Origin of the sequence: Rothia nasimurium, from assembly GCF_042660305.1 — a bacterium.
Classification (GTDB): domain Bacteria; phylum Actinomycetota; class Actinomycetes; order Actinomycetales; family Micrococcaceae; genus Rothia; species Rothia nasimurium.
Genome location: NZ_JBHSTW010000016.1, coordinates 38,712 through 58,820 on the forward strand (window position 1 = coordinate 38,712; position 20,109 = coordinate 58,820).

At 63.7% G+C, this 20,109-nt stretch carries 14 protein-coding genes and 1 pseudogene; 9 read left to right on the forward strand and 6 right to left on the reverse strand.

The features are described from left to right. Positions 1–39: 39 nt before the first annotated feature. Genes iolD through iolC form a run of 3 tightly spaced genes read right to left on the reverse strand, consistent with a single transcriptional unit; the run spans position 40 to position 3,902 of the window. Positions 40–1,956: a 3D-(3,5/4)-trihydroxycyclohexane-1,2-dione acylhydrolase (decyclizing) gene (gene iolD, locus ACFP6B_RS06735; RefSeq protein ID WP_377128561.1), complete on the reverse strand. Its 1,917-nt coding sequence runs from the start codon at positions 1,954–1,956 to the stop codon at positions 40–42. Between the two features lie 48 nt (positions 1,957–2,004). Further along, positions 2,005–2,913 carry a Cgl0159 family (beta/alpha)8-fold protein gene (locus ACFP6B_RS06740; protein WP_237186361.1) on the reverse strand — a complete coding sequence of 303 codons (909 nt, stop codon included), beginning with the start codon at positions 2,911–2,913 and terminating at the stop codon, positions 2,005–2,007. A 17-nt stretch (positions 2,914–2,930) separates the two neighbouring features. Then, positions 2,931–3,902 carry a 5-dehydro-2-deoxygluconokinase gene (iolC, locus tag ACFP6B_RS06745; RefSeq protein WP_237188902.1) on the reverse strand — a complete coding sequence of 324 codons (972 nt, stop codon included), beginning with the start codon at positions 3,900–3,902 and terminating at the stop codon, positions 2,931–2,933. Positions 3,903–4,137: 235 nt separating this feature from the next. Between iolC and ACFP6B_RS06750 the strand changes: the two genes are divergently transcribed. Next, the gene (locus ACFP6B_RS06750) at positions 4,138–5,283 is read left to right on the forward strand and encodes a Gfo/Idh/MocA family protein (protein WP_377128564.1); all 1,146 of its coding nucleotides are present in this window, start codon (positions 4,138–4,140) and stop codon (positions 5,281–5,283) included. An 80-nt stretch (positions 5,284–5,363) separates the two neighbouring features. Here ACFP6B_RS06750 and ACFP6B_RS06755 read toward each other — a convergent pair whose 3' ends face one another. Next, positions 5,364–5,840, reverse strand: coding sequence for a hypothetical protein (locus ACFP6B_RS06755; RefSeq protein ID WP_377128488.1), 477 nt, complete (start codon positions 5,838–5,840; stop codon positions 5,364–5,366). Between the two features lie 174 nt (positions 5,841–6,014). Here ACFP6B_RS06755 and ACFP6B_RS06760 point away from each other — a divergent pair, with 174 nt between their 5' ends. The 5 genes and pseudogenes from ACFP6B_RS06760 to ACFP6B_RS06780 all read left to right on the forward strand — a co-directional run bounded on the left by ACFP6B_RS06760 (position 6,015) and on the right by ACFP6B_RS06780 (position 12,077). Continuing rightward, positions 6,015–6,776 (forward strand): LamB/YcsF family protein, encoded by a 762-nt coding sequence (locus tag ACFP6B_RS06760; RefSeq protein WP_377128491.1) that lies wholly within the window; start codon positions 6,015–6,017, stop codon positions 6,774–6,776. A gap of 153 nt (positions 6,777–6,929) precedes the next feature. Then, on the forward strand, positions 6,930–8,705 hold the full coding sequence (locus ACFP6B_RS06765; protein ID WP_377128494.1) for a 5-oxoprolinase subunit B/C family protein: 1,776 nt from the start codon (positions 6,930–6,932) through the stop codon (positions 8,703–8,705). 5 nt (positions 8,706–8,710) lie between these two features. Then, positions 8,711–10,525, forward strand: coding sequence for an acetyl/propionyl/methylcrotonyl-CoA carboxylase subunit alpha (locus ACFP6B_RS06770; protein WP_377128497.1), 1,815 nt, complete (start codon positions 8,711–8,713; stop codon positions 10,523–10,525). Between the two features lie 866 nt (positions 10,526–11,391). After that, positions 11,392–11,640 (forward strand): annotated as a pseudogene (locus tag ACFP6B_RS06775) (winged helix-turn-helix domain-containing protein); the annotation flags it as partial. A gap of 14 nt (positions 11,641–11,654) precedes the next feature. Further along, complete coding sequence (locus ACFP6B_RS06780) at positions 11,655–12,077, forward strand: FCD domain-containing protein (RefSeq protein WP_377128500.1); 423 nt, start codon at positions 11,655–11,657, stop codon at positions 12,075–12,077. A gap of 86 nt (positions 12,078–12,163) precedes the next feature. On the opposite strand, the gene ACFP6B_RS06785 is transcribed toward ACFP6B_RS06780, so the two are convergent. Further along, on the reverse strand, positions 12,164–13,399 hold the full coding sequence (locus tag ACFP6B_RS06785) for an NRAMP family divalent metal transporter (RefSeq protein ID WP_377128503.1): 1,236 nt from the start codon (positions 13,397–13,399) through the stop codon (positions 12,164–12,166). 188 nt (positions 13,400–13,587) lie between these two features. Further along, positions 13,588–16,329 (reverse strand): choice-of-anchor M domain-containing protein, encoded by a 2,742-nt coding sequence (locus tag ACFP6B_RS06790; RefSeq protein ID WP_377128506.1) that lies wholly within the window; start codon positions 16,327–16,329, stop codon positions 13,588–13,590. Positions 16,330–16,453: 124 nt separating this feature from the next. On the opposite strand from ACFP6B_RS06790, the gene ACFP6B_RS06795 reads away from it, so the two are divergent. The 3 genes from ACFP6B_RS06795 to ACFP6B_RS06805 all read left to right on the forward strand — a co-directional run bounded on the left by ACFP6B_RS06795 (position 16,454) and on the right by ACFP6B_RS06805 (position 20,107). After that, positions 16,454–16,840 carry a hypothetical protein gene (locus tag ACFP6B_RS06795; protein ID WP_377128509.1) on the forward strand — a complete coding sequence of 129 codons (387 nt, stop codon included), beginning with the start codon at positions 16,454–16,456 and terminating at the stop codon, positions 16,838–16,840. 5 nt (positions 16,841–16,845) lie between these two features. Beyond that, positions 16,846–18,534, forward strand: coding sequence for a TIGR03773 family transporter-associated surface protein (locus tag ACFP6B_RS06800; protein ID WP_377128512.1), 1,689 nt, complete (start codon positions 16,846–16,848; stop codon positions 18,532–18,534). Between the two features lie 94 nt (positions 18,535–18,628). Next, a complete protein-coding gene (locus ACFP6B_RS06805; RefSeq protein ID WP_377128515.1) occupies positions 18,629–20,107 on the forward strand; it encodes an anchored repeat ABC transporter, substrate-binding protein in 1,479 nt (492 codons plus the stop codon). The last annotated feature ends 2 nt before the right edge of the window (positions 20,108–20,109 follow it).

The following is a 20,109-nucleotide window of genomic DNA, read 5'->3' on the forward strand; positions in this document are numbered from 1 at the left end:
GGCTTAGTTTTGCCCTCTGCAGGGGCAGTGGAGGGTGGCCTAGCCGAGCAGGGGACGCTGCTTGGCCTTGTTGCTGACGTAATCCTGATAGGCCTGCTGGGTTGATTCCAACTCGCTCTCGGCAGTGACCGGAACGTCCCACCAGGATTCCGATGAGGGGGCATCAATCATGGGATCTGACTCGACATGAATGACGATGGGCCCTGACCCTTCGGGGGCTGCCTTAGCTTCCTTGATAGCTGCCATCAGGTCTTCGCGGACGTTCTCCCCCGGCTCAACGCGGATTACACGGGCACCGAGGGACTCAGCGTTGGTTGCCAGGTCGATCGGGAGCTTGTCGCCGTGGTCGAAGGTGTGGTTTTCGGCGTCGTGCATACGGTACTTGGTGCCGAAGCGCTGGGAGCCCAGGGATTCTGAGAGGGCACCAATGGAGGCGTAGCCGTGGTTCTGGATCAAGACGGTAATGAGCTTGATTCCCTCTGCAACTGCGGTCACCAGTTCGGTGTGCATCATCAGGTAGGAGCCGTCCCCCACCATGACGACGACGTCGCGTCCGTCCTGGGCATCCAGGGAGGCTCGCTTGACGCCCAGGCCGCCGGGGATTTCGTAACCCATGCAAGAGTAGGCATATTCGACGTGGTAGCCGAAGGCGTCCTTGACCCGCCACATCTTGTGGAGGTCACCGGGTAGAGAACCGGCAGCGCACACAACGACGTCCCGGTCGTCCATCGCTTCGTTGACGGCACCGATGATTTCGTTCTGGCTCATCAGGGGGCGGAATCGCTGGGCGAAAGCCTCGTCCACAATTCCGTCCCACCGCTGCTTCTCGTCGGCAACCTGCTGACGGACAGCGTCCGAGACGCTAAAGCCGCTCATCGCTTCATTGAGCTTTACCAGGGCCTTGCGGGCGTCAGCAACCATAGATACGGCAGCACCCTGCTTGTAGGCGTCGAAGGCAGCCACGTTGATGTTGACGAACTTTACGTCGGGGTTCTGGAAGGCGGTGCGGGAGGCCGTGGTGAAGTCCTCGTAGCGGGTGCCGATACCGATAATCAGGTCTGCCTCACGGACCAGGGCGTTTGAGGCGGTAGAGCCGGTGGAACCGACAGCGCCCAGGCAGAGGGGGTGGTCCCAGTCCATGACGCCCACAGCTGCCTGAGTGTAAGCCACGGGGATACCGGTTGCCTCAACGAACTTCTTGAGCTCATCTGTTGCAAAGGCATAGTGGACACCGCCACCGGCGATAATGACCGGCTTCTGGGCGCCCCGAATAGCCTCAACAGCAGCCCGGATATCAACCTCTTCGGGTTCCGGACGGCGGATCCGCCACTCGCGGGGGGCCAAGAACTCTTCGGGCACATCCAGCACCTCAGCCTGGACGTCCTGGGGCAGGGCAATAGTGACAGCACCGGTATCGACCGGGTCGGTCAGCACCCGCATACCGTTCAAGAGGGCTGAAAAGACCTGCTCGGGACGCTGGACCCGATCGAAGTAGCGGGATACGGGGCGGAAAATATCGTTGACCGTGATATCACCGGCATCAAAGCGTTCCAGCTGCTGGAGCACCGGATCGGGGGTGCGGGTTGCAAACTGATCTGAGGGGAAGAGCAAGGCGGGCAGGCGGTTAGTGGTCGCCAGGGCGGCGCCGGTAACCATATTGGAGGAGCCGGGACCGATGGAGGTGGTCACGGCGAAGGTCTGACGACGACGGGTGTGGCGGGCATAGCCAACAGCCTGGTGAACCTGGGCCTGCTCATTGCGGCCCTGATAGTAGGGCATAAGACCAGGAGCGGTTTCCTGGTACTGGCGCAGGGCCTGCCCCATACCGGCAACGTTGCCGTGACCAAAGATACCGAACATACCCGGAACGGTGCGGGTCCGGAAAGTTTCGTCGCCGATGGTATCGACGGTGTACTGGTTGCCGAGGAAGGTAACGACTGCCTGGGCGACAGACATTCTCTGATGTGCCATGAGGGTTTCTTTCTAACCGGAGTGATTCTTCTTTTAAGCGGTGTGGTGGAGCAGGGAAGCTGCGGTCGCAACGGCCCCGGCGACGTCGCCGTCCTCGGGGTAGAGCAGGGTCCGTCCTACGGTCAGCCCCTGCACGCCGGGGAGCTTAAGGGCAGCTTCCCAGGTGGCGAAAACTTCATCGGGGGACGAGGAGGGGTCACCCCCCAGCAGGACGGTAGGCAGGGTGGTGGAGGCCATGACCCGCTCCATCTCGTCAACGACCGGAAGTTTCATCCAGGTGTAGGCGCTGTTGGTGCCCAGGGCGCTGGCAATGCCCACTGACTTTATGACGGCGTCGGGAGTGAGGTCATTGCGGATTGCCCCATCAATGGTTTCAGAGATGAAGGGCTCAACCATGGCATAGAGCCCCTGGTCAGCGAGGGAGTTCACGGCCTGCGCTGTGGCTTCGAGGGTTGCAACCGTGTTGGGGTCCCCGTAGTGGATTCGGGTCAGCATTTTGCCGCCGTCAGCCCCGATGGATTTGAGGTAGTCAGCGGTGTGGCCGGTGAAGCGGTCGTCCATTTCATTGACGAGCCCCGAAAGACCACCCCGGTTCATAGACCCGAAGACGAGCTTTCCGTCGAGGGCACCAAGCAGGAGGAGGTCGTCGAGGATATCGGGGGAAGCCAGGACGCCGTCAACAGCCGGGTTGGCCAGGGCAATCTGGAGGCGGTCAAGAAGGTCCCGACGGTCTGCCATGGCCATGGGATTTGAACCTACGCGGTTAGCGCCCCGGGCTGGGTGGTCTGCTGCCACAATGAAGTTCTGACGCCCGTAGGTCGGCCCCTCGTGGCGGGGTCGGGCTGCAGCAGCCCTGGCTACTGCTTGGGGGTCTTCCAGGCGGATTTTGGTGAGATGCTCGTAGCGGCGGGGGTCCCGATCAGCGGTGAGATCAATCGTCATGGTCGTTCCCGTCCTTTCTAGAATCCGCGGTTACGGTCGTTCAGGAAGTCCATGACGTCCTGTTCCTGGGGCATTGCCTCTGAGCAGGCAATCTGGGAGGCGACGATAGCGCCAGCTGCGTTCGCAAAGGTCAGAGCGTTTTCCAGGGGCCAGCCTGAGAGAATTCCGTGGGTGAAGGCCCCGCCGAAGGAGTCTCCTGCGCCAAGTCCGTTGGCGGTTTCGACCGGGGTGGGGGCCGAGACAACACGTTCAGTAGCAGTCTTAGCCATCACGCCCTCAGCACCCATCTTGACCACAGCAATTTTCACGCCTGCAGCCAGGAGGCGGTCAGCCTGTTCGTCCGGGGTGCCGTCACCGACAGCAACAGCGCATTCTTCCCGGTTACCAATGGCGATGGTGGCGTACTTAAGCAGTTCCTGAGCTGCAGCAGTTGCCTCTTCGGGCTTCTCCCAGAACATAGGGCGGTAGTCCAGGTCGAGAATCGTGTGCTGACCCTCAGCCAGGTTGTCGCGCCCACGAGCCTCATGAGCTGCCAGCTGGGCGGAGCGGGCCGGCTCCTGGCACATACCGGTCAGGGTCGTCCAGAAAATGGTGGCATTTTTGACGGCTTCCATGTCGATGTCGTCGGCGGTGATCTGAAGATCCGGTGCGGTGGGGAAACGTCCATAGAAGTAGAGGGGGAAATCTTCTGGGGGTTTAATCGCGCAGAAGGTGACGCAGGTCTGGAGGTTCGGATCGACGGTGACGTTTGCGTCGTCTGCCCCGTAGCGGTTGAGCTCCCGGCGCAAGTATGTGCCGAAAGGATCATTGCCGACGCGGGTGATTACAGAGGTCTTATGTCCGTACTTAGCTGCGGCTACGGCGACATTGGCCGGTGAGCCACCCAGGTATTTACCGAAGCTGGTGACGTCTTCGAGGCCAACGCCGATGTCATTGGGGTAAACATCAACGCTGATACGCCCCATAGTCAGTAGTTCGTAGTGTGTCATGTGCTGCCCGTCCTTGGTGTGAAACGTGGGAGTTGGAGGTTCTTACCCTCTAGAGTGCTACACAGCACACCCCCATGTCAAGGTTTGTACTTACATATTGACAAAATAAGTAATTGGGGACTTAAATTAAGAATTAAGAATGACGTAGGTCTCCACCGCCGGACGGCGCACGTCTCCCCCGCCCACCAAGAAAGCACACCCCCATGACTGACAAAAAACCCTCGGCATTGGTCTCATCAGCGTCGGCTGGATGGGCAAAGTCCACACCAAGGCCTACCGCGAACTACCCAGCGTCTACCCCGAACTCGGCATCACCCCCCGCCTAGTCCAAGCAGCAGACACCAGCGAAGAACGCGTCCAATACGCCCAAGAAGTCCTCGGCTACGAAAGCGGAACCACCGACTACCACGAGGTCCTCGCCAACCCAGACGTAGACGTCGTCTCCATCTGCGCCCCCAACTTCCTCCACCGCGAAATGGGCATAGCTGCAGCCAAAGCAGGAAAACCCTTCTGGATTGAAAAGCCCGCAGGACGATCCGGCGACGAAACCGCTGACATTGCCCAGGCCGCAGCCGAGGCAGGCGTCCTAACCTCCGTCGGCTTCAACTACCGCAACGCCCCCGCCCTAGAACACGCAAAAAAAATCATCGCTGAAGGAAAACTCGGGCGAATCACCCACGTCCGCGGAATCTTCTTTGCAGACTACTCAGCCAACCCCAAGGGCGCCCTCTCCTGGCGATTTATCCGCGACAAGGCCGGTAGCGGCGTCCTCGGCGACCTCATGGGGCACCTCGTAGACCTCATGCACTACATCGTTGCCCCCATCGAAGAAGTCACCGCCCTCACCAGCACCTTCTACACCGAACGCCCCGTACTCCCCATGGGCCAAGCCACCCATTTCGCCATTATTGAAGACGGAGAAACGGGCCCCGTAGAAAATGAAGACTACGCCGCCATGCTCGTCCGCTTCACCCCCGACGAAAGCGGCCTCCCCGCCGTTGGAACCCTCGAAGCCTCCCGCGCCTCCTCCGGCCCCCGCGCCCGCTACGCCCTTGAAATCTACGGCACCGAAGGCTCCCTCATGTGGGACTTCGAACGCATGAACGAACTCGAGATCGCCCTCAACTCAGCAGAATACACCGGCTACACCCGCGTCATGGCCGACCCCACCATGGGCGACTTCTCCCACTTCCAACCGGGTGCCGGAACCTCCATAGGCTACGACGACCTCAAAATTATCGAAGCCCAAAAGTTTGTCCGCGCCCTCCTCGGCGAAGACAGCGACCACGCCAGCATTGAGGACGCCGTAGCCTCAGCCCGCGTCCTCGACGCAGCTGAACGCTCAGCAGCCTCCGGCCACTGGGAAACTGTCACCCGCTAAATTAACCGAGAAAGGCGAGCCACCTCTGGCTCGCCTTTTCTCAAAACACACACATTTTGCGCAGCCCTGACGGGCAGTTGCTATGCGAAGAAAGACTTCCCTTTCTGGGCCTGCGAAACCTCCAGAATGGCCGCCTGCTGTTCTTGGGTATAGGTAGCATCAACAGTGCGAATTGCCTCGCCCAGGTCGTAGGCTTCCTGCTCAGCTAAGAGCTGGGCAGAATCAGCCAGAACATCCGCCACCCGGCCCTTCAAGTCAGCCGCGCTGGCTAGGCCGTCCTCCTGTAGCACGAGCTGCTCACCAGCGTCCGCATCCGGCTCTGCGGCGTCCTCTAGCTCAAAGAGAGCGAAGCCGTAGCGGCGTTCGTCCCCAATATAAAAAATGTTCAGCAGCAGGGTAAAGACGCGGCCGGTCAGGTCGATATAGGTCTTCTCAAGTTCGGCGGTCTCTAGCCAGAGACCATCGACCTCAGCCGGGGCGTCGTACTCAAAATCGTAGCCAAAGTCGGTAGCCAGGGCGTGGGCCAGCGGGCCAATACCGTAGTCGGGGCGAGCCATAGGGTTCCTTAGGGTAGTAGGGCGGACGCCGGGGATATGACGAGAGACCTCAGCAATTCTAGCCCTCTTGCCCCGCCCAGGGAACACGCGCAGGCTAAGCCGGGGCGGACGTCCGCGCCCCGGCAGCACACCCCCAGGGCACCCGGCAGGCAGCTGCGGCGGTAGGCTAGTGCCATGAGCACCCTACGTATTGATGTGAATTCTGATTCCGGGGAGTCTTTTGGCTCCTGGACCATGGGAGATGACGCTGCGATGATGCAGACCGTCTCTTCAGCCAATATCGCCTGCGGTTTTCATGCCGGCGACCCGTCAGTTGCGCGCACCACCGTGCGGGCGGCGCGGGAGAACGGCGTGACGATCGGGGCCCACGTTTCTTACCCCGACCTGGCTGGTTTTGGCCGCCGCTTCATGGATATGACCGCCACCGAACTCACCGATGCGGTGATCTACCAGGTGGGCGCGCTTGAGGCGGTAGCCCGGGTTGAGGGCGCTGAAGTGCGCTACTGCAAGCCCCACGGCGGGCTCTATAACGCTATTGTTCACCACGATGTGCAGGCTGCGGCAGTGGCGCAGGCCCTGCACGAACTCGGTGACCTGCCGATTCTCTGTCTGCCGAACTCAGCTGTTGCCCGTGAGGCGCAGGCGCTGGGTGTTCCGGTTTTCTACGAAGCCTTTGCCGACCGTGGCTACACCCCCGAAGGCACCCTGGTGTCTCGCCGTGAGGCCAGGGCGGTCATCCACGACCCGCAGGCTGTGGCCGAGCGTGTGGTGCGCATGGCGGTGGAGCGCGAAGTGGTGGCTGTTGATGGGTCGGTTGTTCCTTTGCATGCCGATAGCATCTGCGTTCACGGCGATACCCCCGGGGCTGTCGCCATCGCCCAGCAGGTGCGGGCGGCCCTTGAGGACGCCGGGGCGGACGTCCGCGCCTTCGCCTAGGAAGGCGGGCGACAACGCAGCTTGCGTGGGCGGCGCCACATCTGCCAGAATTGTTGAACAATCTTAGGAGTGGTGGCACGACCCAGACCCCAGCGCAATAACGCACAGCCTGCCACCCCTCCCCCACCCACGAAGCTAGCAGAGAGGGGCGCTATGGCCACCGCGCAGACACCCGGCAGGATCACCACCGGCGGGCACACAGCCGATATCTACACGGTCAAGCCCTTCGGTCTGCTGGCAGTGATGGTGGACTGCCGCACCCTCGAAAACGCTCTGCACCTGCACGGGCACCTCCAGCAACACCCGGCCCAGGGTCAGGTTGAGCTGGTCCCTGCGGCCCAGACCTTGCTCGTCCGCTTTGCTAGCGCCGAGCACGCCGCAGCCTTTCTTGCCGCACCCAACCTGCCGCAGGCGTCCGGCGATGTGCGCACCCACGGGCGCACCGTGACCATTCCGGTGGTCTACGACGGCCAGGACCTCGCGGACGTCGCAACCCACCTGGGCATCAGCGAGCAGGCGGTTATCTACGCCCACACCACCGGCCACTGGTCGGTAGCCTTTGCGGGTTTTGCCCCCGGCTTCTTCTACCTGCACCGGCACGATAACGTGCTGGATGTTCCGCGACGAGCCACCCCGCGCACCTCGGTGCCTGCCGGGGCGGTGGGTCTGGCCGGGGACTTCTCGGGCATCTACCCCCGCACTTCCCCCGGCGGCTGGCAGCTAATCGGTCACACCAATGCGCCCCTCTGGGACCTCACCCAGAACCCGCCAGCCCTGCTCGAGCCCGGTATGCAGGTGCAGTTCGAGGCGGTGCGGGAGCTTATCTCTCTCGAGCACAAGGACGCCCCCGCCCACCCCGCTGAGGCCGGGCAGGTGCCTGCCCAGCCTGTGCTTGAGGTGAAGGCGCCGGGGCTGCAGACTCTCTTCCAAGACGGGGGTCGAGCCGGACTAACCCACTGGGGTGTCTCTCCCTCTGGGCCTGCGGACCGGGCTGCGGCAGCAGAAGCTAACCGTCTGGTCGGTAATTCTGCGAGCGCGACAGTTCTCGAAAACCTGGCGGGCGGGCTGAAGCTGACCGCTCTGGCCGATGTGGAGCTAGCCCTGACTGGAGCAGATACCCCGGCGCAGATTACCGAGGACACCCCTGGGCAGGTCACAGATCCCGCAGAAGGTTCAGTCCCGGCGGCAAAGACTCCCCTGACTGTTCCTTCCTACGCCCCCTTTGCCCTGAAGCCCGGGCAGACCCTCACCCTGGGCGCACCGGCCCGGGGCTTACGCACCTATCTGGCAGTACGTGGAGGGTTTGCCGCTAGAACCGAGGCGGCGAGCGCCTCCCGCGATACCCTGGCTAGTCTAGGCCCCAAACCTCTCACCGCGGGCGAACAGCTCTCCCTCGCCAACCCGCCCGTATCGGTGGTGGCTGATCCCGCGCCAGCCCTGCCCCTACCGGAGCCGGGCACTGTATTGACAGTGCGAGCGCTGCCCGGGCCGCGTGAGGACTGGTTTACCTCCGAGTCTCTGGGCCGCTTCACCGAGGTGACTTGGGAAGTCTCCCAGTCCAGTGACCGTATCGGGGTCAGGCTGATCTTGGCTGACGCTGCACAGGAAGCCCCGCTGGGGCAGGACGTCCCGAGCACCCCCACCGACGGGTCCGTAGCCCCCCAGCCCACCGGCGTCCTGACTCGGGCTGTAACCCGGGAGCTGCCCAGCGAGGGCATGGTGGCCGGGGCGATTCAGGTGCCGCCGAGCGGGGAGCCTGTGGTCTTCTTAGCTGATCACCCGGTGACCGGCGGCTACCCCGTGATTGCGACGGTCCACCCGGCTGACCTGCGCTTACTGGCTCAGGCCCCACCCGGTACCCGCCTGCGGTTTGACCTCCTGAACTTCCCCGATTCCACCCCTGCCCGCCCCTCCGAGACCGAAAAGTGAGCCCCATGCGTAAAGTTTTAGTTGCTAACCGTGGCGAGATTGCCGTCCGTATTATTGGCGCCTGCGCCGCCCAGGGTATCGCCTCGGTGGCGGTTTACGCCGATTCGGACGCCGAAGCCCTGCACACCGCCCTGGCCGATGAGGCCTATACCCTGGGGGGCACCGGCCCAGCGGAAACCTACCTGGATATAGAGAAGGTGCTGGCGGTAGCGGTAAAGTCGGGGGCTACCGATGTTCACCCCGGCTATGGTTTTTTGGCGGAGAACGCCGACTTTGCCCGCGCTGTAATCGCTGCGGGGCTGACCTGGATTGGCCCTGCTCCCGAGACTATCGAGGCCCTGGGAGATAAGGTTAAGGCCCGCGAGTTGGCCCAGTCGGTGGGGGCTCCCCTGGCCCCCGGGTCGGATGGCCCCGTCGCCTCCCCCGAAGAGGCCCGCGCCTTTGCCCAGGAGCACGGCCTGCCCTCCATCATCAAGGCTGCCCACGGCGGCGGCGGGCGCGGTATGCGTATCGTGCGAGAGCTGGGCGAGGTTGAGGACGCCTTCGTCGCAGCTTCGCGGGAGGCTATAGCTGCCTTCGGCAACGGGGAGTGCTTCATTGAGCGTTTCCTAGAGAAGCCCCGCCACGTAGAGGCCCAGGTGGCAGCCGATTCCCACGGCAATGTGGTGGTGGTGGGCACCCGCGACTGCTCTTTGCAGCGCCGTAATCAGAAGCTGATTGAGGAGGCCCCCGCCCCCTTCCTCACCGAAGAGCAGCGGGCCCAGATTGAGCGGGCGTCCGCTGAGATTTTCCGGGCTGCCGGGTATGTGGGTGTGGGTACCGCCGAGTTTATGGTGGCCCTGGACGGCACCATTTCCTTCTTGGAGGTCAATACCCGTATTCAGGTGGAGCACCCGGTTACCGAGGAAGTCACCGGTGTTGACCTGGTAGCCCTGCAACTTGATATCGCGGCGGGCAAGCCCCTGCCCTTTACCGAGACTCCTGAGCCGGTTGGCCATGCCTTTGAGTTCCGCATCAATGCTGAGGACCCGGCCCGGGGCTTCCTGCCCGCAGCCGGCCGTCTTGAGTCCATCACCGTGCCCTCTGGCCCCGGGATCCGCTGGGACGCCGGGGTGCGTCCGGGCTCTGTGGTCAGCGGTGAGTTTGATTCTATGCTGGCTAAGCTGATTGTCACCGGTCCCACCCGCGAGGTGGCCCTACGCCGGGCCCGTTTCGCCCTGGCCCAGATGGACATCGCCGGGGTGGCAACCGTCCTGCCCTTTGACCGGCAGGTACTTGAAGCACCCGCCTTTACCGCTGAGGGCGGAGACTTCGGGGTCTACACCACCTGGATTGAGGACGTCTTCCTCCCCTCCCTCGCACACGGTCAGGGCGCGGACGCCACCACCGGGCCTTCCGGCACCAAGGCTGGGGGCGGGGCGCAGGCGTCCTACCGTCAGCCCCTGCTGCCGGTGGGTGCTAGCGTCTTCCCGGGCACCGGCATCACCCGTTTTACCCTGGAAATTGACGGCACCCCGCACCGGGTGGGCCTGCCCGATTCGGTGTTTGCTTCTTTGGGTTCGGGCGCGGACGCCGCCACCCCTGCCAGCGGGCAGGAGCAGGCGGGTGCCGGGCAGGTACTAGCCCCTATGGGTGGGGCCCTGCTCAAGTACACCGTGGCTGTGGGCGATGAGGTTGCCGCAGGGGATCAGGTGGCCCTGCTAGAGGCCATGAAGACCGAGGTGCCCGTGCTGGCTGAAGCCGCAGGGACCGTGGCTGAGCTGCCCGCCCAGGTAGGCGAGCGCCTGACCGCGGGCGAGGTGCTGGTGATCTTTGAGTAAAAGAAGTCCCCGCATTCATGAGCGAATGCGGGGATTTAAACTTCATTCAAAAATACCTGGGTCACTTTTAGTACCAACACAATAAGTTGGCGGCCCGGTTTCTGATTAAAGCCTACGCGCGCGCAATAGGAGAATCAATAGAACATATTTTCTAAGATGCAGGTTACTATCTATACATGACCTACCCTTTTGAAGCTCATATGGCTCCTGCCCGATTTGCTTCCTACGCTTCATGGAGCCCTAATAGAGAGGCACAGAGAGCGCTTTATCTGTGGAATATCGAGTTAGCCCAGGCCCTCAATACGACGCTAGGTCACGTCGAAGTTTTCTTGAGACACGCTATCGACACCCAGCTACGCACCTGGAATTTACAGCAACCGTACTTAGACCCTATGCCTGAAGTTCACCCTCGTGACCCCAGGCATCGGTACGGTGGAGCTAGCGAGGAGTGGCTAAAGCACCCCGCCAAAGAATTAGCCACACTTATCATTACAGGCCGAGGCAGAAAAACTTCCCCTTACGATATGGCCTACCAGCGAGCTGTCGCTGACCAAAGTAACCGAATCGCTACCCACCCCAGATACGGCCACACGGTTAACTATGACGACATTCTTGCTCAAACGTCGATGTTAAAAAGGTCTTCCGTTCCGCTGTCCGCCTGACTCAAGCTATCGATCCGTCCCTTGGAAGCTGGGTAGCTGGCACATCTCGCGTTATGCAGGTCTACACACAAAAACCCTATGGATAGCGGGTCTTTTCACGATGAGTGCCCGCACCACGTCAGCAAACTTCTGCACCTACCTGCGTCCCCAGAGGCGGGGTTGGGCGCTTAACTGCCGCGGGTTCTTGCTCGGTAGAATGAAACCGTGAACCCCGAGACTACCAGCATCGATATTGCCCCCTCCCTGGCAGAGATTGCCCGTACCCGGCCCAACCATGCCCAGGCTACCGATTGGGCGGCCGATACCCTGCGTTCCGCTATGGACGCCGGTGCCCTCGCCCCCGGCGCCAAGCTCACCGAGGAGCACCTGGCTGCTACTTTGGGGGTCTCCCGCAACACCCTGCGGGCAGCATTCACGCTGTTGGAGGCCCAGAACCTGGTAGAGCGCGTTCCTAATCGGGGGGTTTTGTGGCTAACCCCGGCCCAGAGCAGGTCGCCGATCTTTTTATCGAGCGGTGGGCGATTCAGGCCGCCGCCCTCGATGTGGCTCCTGCTGGCCCTATCCCCCAGGCTCATCGGGCCCTGGCGCAGGCTGAAGAGGCCCGGGAGCGCGGGTCGGTCACGGGTATGGCGGGCGCTAACCAGGATTTTCACCGGGCCCTGGTCGATCATGCAGGCTCTGCCCGCCTGACCCAGGCCATGTCGCGCATCCTGGCTGAAATGCGTCTGCTCTTCTTTTCTCAGGTGACAGTGCCGGGTTTTCACGCCCCCTATGTGGAGCGCAACGCCCACCTCTTGAACCTGGTCGAATCAGGTCAGCGGGAGGCCGCCCGCGCCTACCTGCGGGATTACCTGGCGGAGTCCCGCAACTACTTCACCCAGGGTTTTTAACGTCAGGACGCCCCCGCCCCGCCTTTCTTGGAGGAAGGCGGGTCGGGGGCGTCCTTGTTACCTACGGCTTAGGGTAGGCCAAGGGTTTAGCCAGCCCAAAGGGCAGCAATACCGCTGAGGGACTTGTAGCCCAGGTAGATGGTCAGCAGCCAGGAGACCCAGCCGATAACAATCAGCCAGACAGGGTAGGCGTAGCCCTTGAGCAGGGTCTTGGCGCGGAAGGTTGCCACAAACAGCAGAACCGCAAAACCTACCGGCAGGATCAGGCCGTTGACGGCACCGGCCACAATCAGTAAGGTGGCGGGGGCCTTACCCGCAATGATGAAGACGATGGTTGAGACGATGATGAAGCCGATGGTCAGGGCGTTCTTGACGGTAACGGAGGTCTTGGAAGAGGTCAGGAAGGAAACCGAGGTGAAGGCCGCGCCAATCACCGACGAGATAGCTGCGCCCCAGAGGATGAGGCCGAAGAGGCGGGTTCCTATTTCACCGGCTGCGATGCCGAAGGCCTGACCGGCGATGGACTTATCGGTATCAAGGGCTACACCGGTGGCTACCACGCCCAGAATCGCTAGGAAAAGCAGGAAGCGCATCACGCCGGTGATGATAATGCCGGTGACGGATGAGCGGGAGATGTCCTTGACGTACTCGGGGCCGTGGATGCCGGCGTCCAGCATACGGTGGGCACCGGCGTAGGTGATGTAACCGCCCACGGTGCCGCCGACCAGGGTGGTGATGACGGTGAAGTTCACTTCACTGGGAATAACGGTGTTCTTGAGGGCCTCACCAACGGGCGGGTTGGAGACAATCGCGACGTAGAGGGTTGCCAGAATCATGACGGCGCCGAGCACCACGACGATGCGGTCCAGGGCGACGCCGGCTCGCTTGGAAAGAAAGACACCGATAGCGAGGGCGGCGGTGATGATGCCGCCGGTGGTGGCGTCCATGCCGAGCATGGAGTTGAGGCCCAGGCCGCCACCGGCGACGTTACCGACGTTGAAGACGAAGCCGCCGAGGGCGACGAGGACGGCGAGGAAGATTCCGAGGCCGGGCAGGACGGAGTTGGCGAGTTCTTGGGCTTTCATGCCGGAGACGCCAATGACGCGCCAGACGTTGAGCTGCACGGCGATGTCGATGATGATCGATACCAGAATCGCGAAGGCGAAGGCTGCGCCCATCTGGTAGGTGAACTGGCCGGTCTGGGTGATGAAGCCGGGGCCGATGGCGCTGGTGGCCATGAGGAAGAGGGAGCCGAGCAGAGCTGTACGGCGCCCCTTGGCGGCCTGGTCTTTGGGGGTGATCAGGGCGTTTGCGTCTGCCATGTCTCTCCTTGGGGTGCGGGCACGCGACGGGGGCGTCACAATGCGTGCTAGGTCATAGACATAGATTACACAATTGTTGAACAATCGCAAGAGGAGAGCTCGCGCACGTGCCATCTTAAAAGTGCAACTGCCCGTCACTTAGTGAAGGGCAGTTGCACTTTTAAGGGGGCGGGTTCAGCGGGGGGGGGTTAGCGCTGACGGCGGCGCAGCGTCAGGACGCCCACCCCCAGTGCCAGGGCACCTGCGGCAGCTACACCCAGCACCGACGCGCCGGTTGAGGCCAGGCTTCCACCATTACCCGAGGCCTGCTGGCTCTGACCGGTGCCAGACTGGCCGGTGGCCGCCCCGGCGCCGCCACTTGTGCCGTCATTGCCAGCTGCGCGGACGCCGTCCGCCGACTCCCCTGCCCCCGGCGAGGCGGAGCCAGGCCCACCTACCCCGACGGTCGGCTGATTACCGGGCTGTACGGAAGGCTGATCACTGGGCTGTGCGGAAGACTCCCCTGAGGGCTGCGCCGCGGGCTGGGCAGTCGGCTGCTGGCTGGGCTCAGGGCTGGGGGCGTTCTCAGCTACAGCCAGGCAGTCGTCAATCGCCGCGCCACCTACAGCAAAGACCGCGCGCTGGGTCTCACTGCGGGCCGTGGTTCCATTGGGCAGCGGGGCGCTGTAGTAGACGTCGAAGCCGTAGACCCCGGGGGCGGTAAAGACCCAGTTGGCGTGGGCGTGGGTAGCGAAATCAATGTCGATGGTGGTGTCCTTGGTGGCACCCCCGGCGTGCAGGGTGACGGCCCCAGCGAAGTCCTGCTCGTAGACACCGTAGGCAGCGCCGTCCGGAACCTCAACCGGCACCAGGTGCAGGGTGACCGGCCCGGCAAGCTGGGCGTAGTCAACGTCCTGGGTGTTCCAGCCGGGCCAGAGAATACCGGCCTGCTGGGTCTGCGGCAGGCCGTAGAACTCGCTACCGGCATCGCCCAGGAAGTCCAGCTCGGGGGCCATCATCTGCTCCTGGCGGGCAAAGCGGGTGTTATCGCCCAGACCCAGCACCACGTCATTGAGAGATCGCTCAGCAACTTCACGGGTGACAGCCCCAGTCTCATCCTTCAGCGCCAGCTTCAGCGCCCCGCCTGCCAGGGAGGCCTTGATATCGACGTGCCCGTCGGTGAGCAGGTAGCGACCTTCAAGCTCAGGAGCCTTGCACTGGCGGGCATCGGACAGGGGCTGGGCGGGGGCCGTGGGGCTAACGGTCGGTTCCGGCTGCACCGGGGCGGACGGGCTCGGAGCCGGGTTGCTCGGCGACGGTGCGGGTGAGCTGGGCTCGGGACTCGGGGCAGGCTGGCTGGGAGCAAGTACCGGCTCAGTCAGCGCAAGCGAGCCCTTGGAGCTATATTCCTGGCCGGGCACATAGTCGCTGGTGACAGTGTGCCGGTCGGTGCGGGCGTCCATGTCGGGGTGGGGGGTGATATTGAAGATGGCATGGTAGCCTTTGAGCCAGCTGGCTGCGCTCAGGTAGCAGCTAGCGACCCCGTTGTCGATGTGGGCATAGCAGTTGGCGGCGCCCGAGGCGTCCTCGGCCCGGCGGAACATACCGCCTGAAACGTAGCCGCGCACGGTGGGGTCGGCAAACTTAATCTGCACCAGATTGTAGCCCTCATGGTCTGAGGGTTTGATGGTGACGGTGTAATCGCCGCTGGTCAGGGCATGGTGGCCGGTGGGGAGCACGGTGTTGCCGGGGTCAGCGGTGGGGGCAGGCCAGCGTCCTTCACCCGCATCCGAGCGCACGGACGCACTCCCCCCGGGTGCGTAGGCCAGGGCGGGGGTGACCCACTTGGCGGCTTTGGCACCGGAAGCCGCCGCAGCGCCGTCCGGAATAAAGACACCCTGAATCTGGGAATCTAGGGAGCCCAGCATCTCTGACCAGGTGGCCTTACCACCCTCAACGCGCACGCCGGTGAGGAAGTAGCCCTGGTTGTAGAGGGTCAAGGTTCCCGAGACGTCAGTGCGCCCGGCATCGAAGGTGATGTCGGTGAGGGAGTCGTCGCCGTCCTTTTCAGGGTTCGCCTTGGGAGCCAGGGTCAGACTGTAGTTTTCTGCGGCAAGAGAGGTAGTCAGGGCCTTATTGTAGGTATCAATCAGGGGTGCCTCAGTTGCAACACCAGCGCCGCCCACGGGGCGGTTGCCGCCCACCTGCCAGACGGCGGTAGTGGGCTTAGATTCGATGGTTTGACCGTCGAGGCCGCGGGCAACGGTGCGGTAGGTAACCTCGTAGCGTCCGGGGCGGGAGAAGGTGGTGAAGTTATGAGTGTGGGCGCCGGGGGTGAGCACTGCCGACTGAAAATCGGGGTCGGTGGAGCTGAGCATGCGGCGCACGTCGTTGGGGAAGTAGTTGGAGCGGTAGGTGAACATTTCCATGACGCCGGGGCCATTGACGCTCAGCAGGTCGAGAGTGAAGGTGCCGTCGCGGAAGTTTTCAACGGGAATGTTAGTGTCTGCCCCGAAGCCGATCCAGGCCGGGTTGTGGTTGCCGTAGGGCAGGGAGGGGGCCATATAGAGCTTGTCGCCGGGCTTACCCAGGAAGCTGGCGTTGGGCGAATCGGGCACGGTGAAGATGTACTGGTTTTTGGCCTCGGCGCGGGCGGAGTAGCCCTTGCCCAGCCAGAGAACCGACCGATCAAAGGGCACGAGGGCGTCATTTTTGTCGCCGTGGGGCATCTTGCCGTAGAGGCTAAAGCCGTTGTTTTCCCAGACGGTTTGCGGGGCGTCGATGTGGGCCTGGGTGCCCACGATTTTGCCGTCGTCGGGCCCGGCAGAGGCGGGCAGGGCTGAGCCGACCAGGGTGGCGATGGCCAGGGCCGAGAGGGTTAGGGCACGGTAAGGACGCCTGCGGGCAGCTGGGCTCAGTGAGGGGGAGGACGCGGGTGCTTGGGTCTGCATTGCGGTCTTTCTAGTGTGTGCGGGGTGGGTGGCGAGAAAACCACCCATAAGTTGAGAATGATTATCATTAACGATATTCTATGTGTCGAGAAAAGCCAAACAACACACAGCTAGAAAGCACACCATGCACCAGTTCCCCCGCGCCCTCTCGGTTGCAGCCCTTTCCGTGGCCCTGCTTGCAGGCCCCCTGGCAGCCTCCCCCGCAGTAGCCGAGCAGGAGCGTCCTACCCCTACCGCCAGCCAGGCAACCCCCACCGCAAGCGAAGAAGCCGCGGAGCGCACCGTCCTCACCGTCGAGCACACCGACGCCCTGGCCATGGCTCTAGCCGACGGCCGACTAGACCTCTTCACCTATGCCGACCTACCCGGGGCCCCCCGCACCCGCCTTGACCCCGCCCAGACAGTCTTCAACCTGCAAGACCGTGCTGACACCAGGGTCAGCGTGCCCGCAGGGTTCGACTTCTTGGGTGCCGAAGGGTCAACCATCTGGCTAGCACCCAGACCCAGGTAGCCGGGGTGCTCTGGCCCGGCTGGAACACCGAGGGGATCCGCCCCGGTGAGCTAGCCGGCGACAAACTGACCCTAGAACTCGTAAAAACCAAGGCCCCCGAAGGCGGTGCGGTCGAGGTCTTCCAGTCCTCCCCCTTCGGCACCGAACGGGTCTTTAGCTCCCGCGAGAAACTGCCCGCCCTGCAACAGCCGGTTGGTTCCCACGTGCACGCCAACTGGGCTTTCACCACCACCGGCACCTACGAGCTCACCTTCCGCGCCAGCGCCACCCGGGCGGACGGCACCCCCGTCAGCACCGAGCAGACCTACACCTTTGTGGTGGGGCAGCTCCCCGCCGAACTGGGCGGCCCAACCGAGGCAGCCCAGCCAACCGCCACCCCCTCCCCCAGCACGGCACCCGAGACACCTTCATCTACTAGCCCCGAGCCCAGCGCACCCGCACCGGTAGAGACAACCGAAGCACCGGCGTCCGCACCGGCGTCCGCACCGGCAGCACCAAGCTACGCTCCCTTCAACCCGGCACCGGCCCCCGGCGGTAGCCAGGAAAGCGCCAGCACCCAGACCAGCCAGCAGCATGCAGCCCCGGCGGCGGGAAGCAGCAACCAGGTTCACCGAGCACCGACCGCCCAGAATCCAGCTCAACAGCAATCAGCTACAGGTGGTAGCGGGGGCACCGCACCCCAACAGTGCCTGGCTACCGAGGAAGTGGTCAAGCCTGCCGACCAGGCCCAGCAGGGTGAGGCAGGCACTGCCAACCGGGCGTCCGCACGAACCCTGGACAAGCCCGCCTTCACCATTCAAAAAGCCGTTAATACAAGCACCAGCAAGGCCACCAGCGGCCACTTTGATTTTGGTGCGGTCCTGAGCGGCAGCAACCTCTCAGCCCAGGTCAAGGACGACCGCACCTCCCCTGCCACCTGGAAGCAGCCAGGTGCCCTCACTTTTGTGCTGGGTGACGGCGCAAAGGCCACCATGCCCGGCGGCATGGACCATATCGCCCCGGCGGGGGCCGAGGTCTACCTGATCGGGGCAACCCAGCAGGCCACCGTGCCCTGGGTCGGCTGGAACACCCAGAACCCCGAACTGGTTGCCCAGGCCTCCGGCCCGGCCACCCTCACCCTGACCGACTTGCAGGGCCCGGGCAGGCTGTCGGTTTTCCTCTCGGGCAACTTTGGCTCGGCTGGAACCACCGTCTTCAACGGGGTAGGTGACTCCTTCTCGGTACCGCTCAATACTCACCAGCACGCCAACTGGGTCTTCACGGCCCCCGGCGCCTACTCTGCAACCCTCACCTGGACGGTGCCGCTCAAGAGCGGCGGGCAGGCAACAGCTAGCGGCACCTTGAATTTTGAGGTGGGCGACATGGCCCAGACCCAGCAGCAGGACGCCGGTAGCAGCTCTAGCTCCAACGCCCCCGCAGGTAGTGGACAGGGCTCTGTCGATAGCGCCACCGGCCTGGTCACTAGACCCGACGGTTCCCAGGTGCGCATTGTGGGCAAGACCGCCGATGGGCGCGACTGCACCCTGAGCGAGGACGAACTCGCCAAGGCCCAGCAAGCCTCAGCCCGAGGCGAGCTGGCCTACACCGGCACCTCATCGACTGGCACCCTCGCCGCAGCCGGTACCCTGACCCTGCTGGCCGGGGCGGGCGTCCTGCTCGTTACCCGCCGCCGTGCAGCCCGCCGTGCAGCTTAACCGCCTAGGCAGCTGCCTCCCGCTCCTGCTCACCGCCCTGCTGGCCCTCACCGGCTGCAGCGGCGCAGGGGTCCGGGACCAAGAGGGCTTGCAGGTGGTAGCTTCTACCCCCATTGTGGCCGACCTGGCCTCAGCCGTCGCTGGGGACAGGGCCCGGGTGACCTCCCTGGTGCCAGCCGGGGCCGACCCCCACACCTACGAGCCCTCCCTGCGCGACGTTCGCGACGTTGCCTATGCCGATGTAGCCTTCACCAACGGTCTGCTCCTAGAGCAGCAGAAGCTGGTGCGCACGGTCGACGCCAACCTGCCCGAGGGGGCGCTTTCGGTGGCGGTTGCCGAAGAAATTGAGAGCTACGGGGGCAGCCTGATTCCGATTGTTGAGGACGCCTCCCTCGACTCCATCTGGCTGGGCCTGCGCACCTCTGGCGCCCCGCGCGATGCCGACCTGGGTCGTGACGCCTCGGTCACATTCAGGGCCACTGCTGCCAGCGGGCCGGGCCAGCTCGCCGCCTTTATTACCGGCACCTTCGGGTCAGTTGAGAAGGTAGCGGACTCCGGTGCGGACGGCGGCACACAGGCGGGAAACCTGGGGGAAACCGCCCTCCCCCTTCAGGCCCATACCCATCTTTCATGGGCATATACTCAACCGGGTATATACTCCCTGGAGCTTGAAGCCCAGGCCCGCGACGCTGACGGCGCGGCCCTGGACGGCCTCACCGACGTCCGCCCAACCACCGTGCACTTTGCCGTCGGCGTCTCCCCCGACGCCCAGGCACGCGCCCTACAGGAGGCCACCGGCCAGCCCGTCACCGTCCTCGATGCCGGGCATGCCGACCTCACCGCCCAGCTCGACACCGGACGCCTGGTGATTCGCACCGACTCCGACGGGCAGGTTACCGAACACGACCCCGCCACCACCGTCATTGCGGTGCCCTCCCGCACCCTGCAGGAGCTCCCCGCCGGGCCCCAGTACCGCTTCCTCGGCAAGCCCGGCGACCAGGTCTACCTGCTGGCCCAGGCGGTGCTGGGCAAGCACGTCCACGGCGAAATCGACCCCCACATCTGGCACTCGGTACCCAACGCCATGGCCGCAGCCCAGCTCATACGCGACACCCTCACCGCCGCCGACCCCGCCGGGGCCGCCACCTACCGGGCCAACACCGAAGCCCTGCTCACCGAACTGGCAGACACCGACCGGGAACTCCACCGCATCTACGGCCAGCTCCCCGATCCGGCTAAGAACCTGGTCACCACCCACGACGGTTACCGCTACCTCGCCTCAACCTACGGGCTCACCGTCGCCGGCTACGTCTCCCCCGGCGCGGGCGTAGAACCCAGCATCCAGCAGCGCGAGCGCCTGCGCCGCACCATCGACGACCTAGCCGTACCCGCCCTCTACACCGAGCGCGGGTCAATGAACAGGACGCCGGTGCTCCAACAGGTAGGCAAGGAGGCCGGGGTGCGGGTCTGCGAACTCTACTCCGACTCCCTCGATGCAGATGCCCCCAGGTACTCCCAAATGATGCTGGCCAACGCGCAGGCCATTACCGATTGCTCCACAGCTTCGCTGTGAGC

Excerpts from the sequence above, each read along its gene's own strand:
- ACFP6B_RS06785 (WP_377128503.1), bottom strand. The coding sequence starts at position 13,399 with ATGGCAGACGCAAACGCCCTGATCACCCCCAAAGACCAGGCCGCCAAG.
- iolC (WP_237188902.1), bottom strand. The coding sequence starts at position 3,902 with ATGACACACTACGAACTACTGACTATGGGGCGTATCAGCGTTGATGTT.
- ACFP6B_RS06790 (WP_377128506.1), bottom strand. The coding sequence starts at position 16,329 with ATGCAGACCCAAGCACCCGCGTCCTCCCCCTCACTGAGCCCAGCTGCC.
- ACFP6B_RS06765 (WP_377128494.1), top strand. The coding sequence starts at position 6,930 with ATGGCCACCGCGCAGACACCCGGCAGGATCACCACCGGCGGGCACACA.
- ACFP6B_RS06795 (WP_377128509.1), top strand. The coding sequence starts at position 16,454 with ATGCACCAGTTCCCCCGCGCCCTCTCGGTTGCAGCCCTTTCCGTGGCC.
- ACFP6B_RS06770 (WP_377128497.1), top strand. The coding sequence starts at position 8,711 with ATGCGTAAAGTTTTAGTTGCTAACCGTGGCGAGATTGCCGTCCGTATT.
- ACFP6B_RS06755 (WP_377128488.1), bottom strand. The coding sequence starts at position 5,840 with ATGGCTCGCCCCGACTACGGTATTGGCCCGCTGGCCCACGCCCTGGCT.
- ACFP6B_RS06760 (WP_377128491.1), top strand. The coding sequence starts at position 6,015 with ATGAGCACCCTACGTATTGATGTGAATTCTGATTCCGGGGAGTCTTTT.
- ACFP6B_RS06740 (WP_237186361.1), bottom strand. The coding sequence starts at position 2,913 with ATGACGATTGATCTCACCGCTGATCGGGACCCCCGCCGCTACGAGCAT.
- iolD (WP_377128561.1), bottom strand. The coding sequence starts at position 1,956 with ATGTCTGTCGCCCAGGCAGTCGTTACCTTCCTCGGCAACCAGTACACC.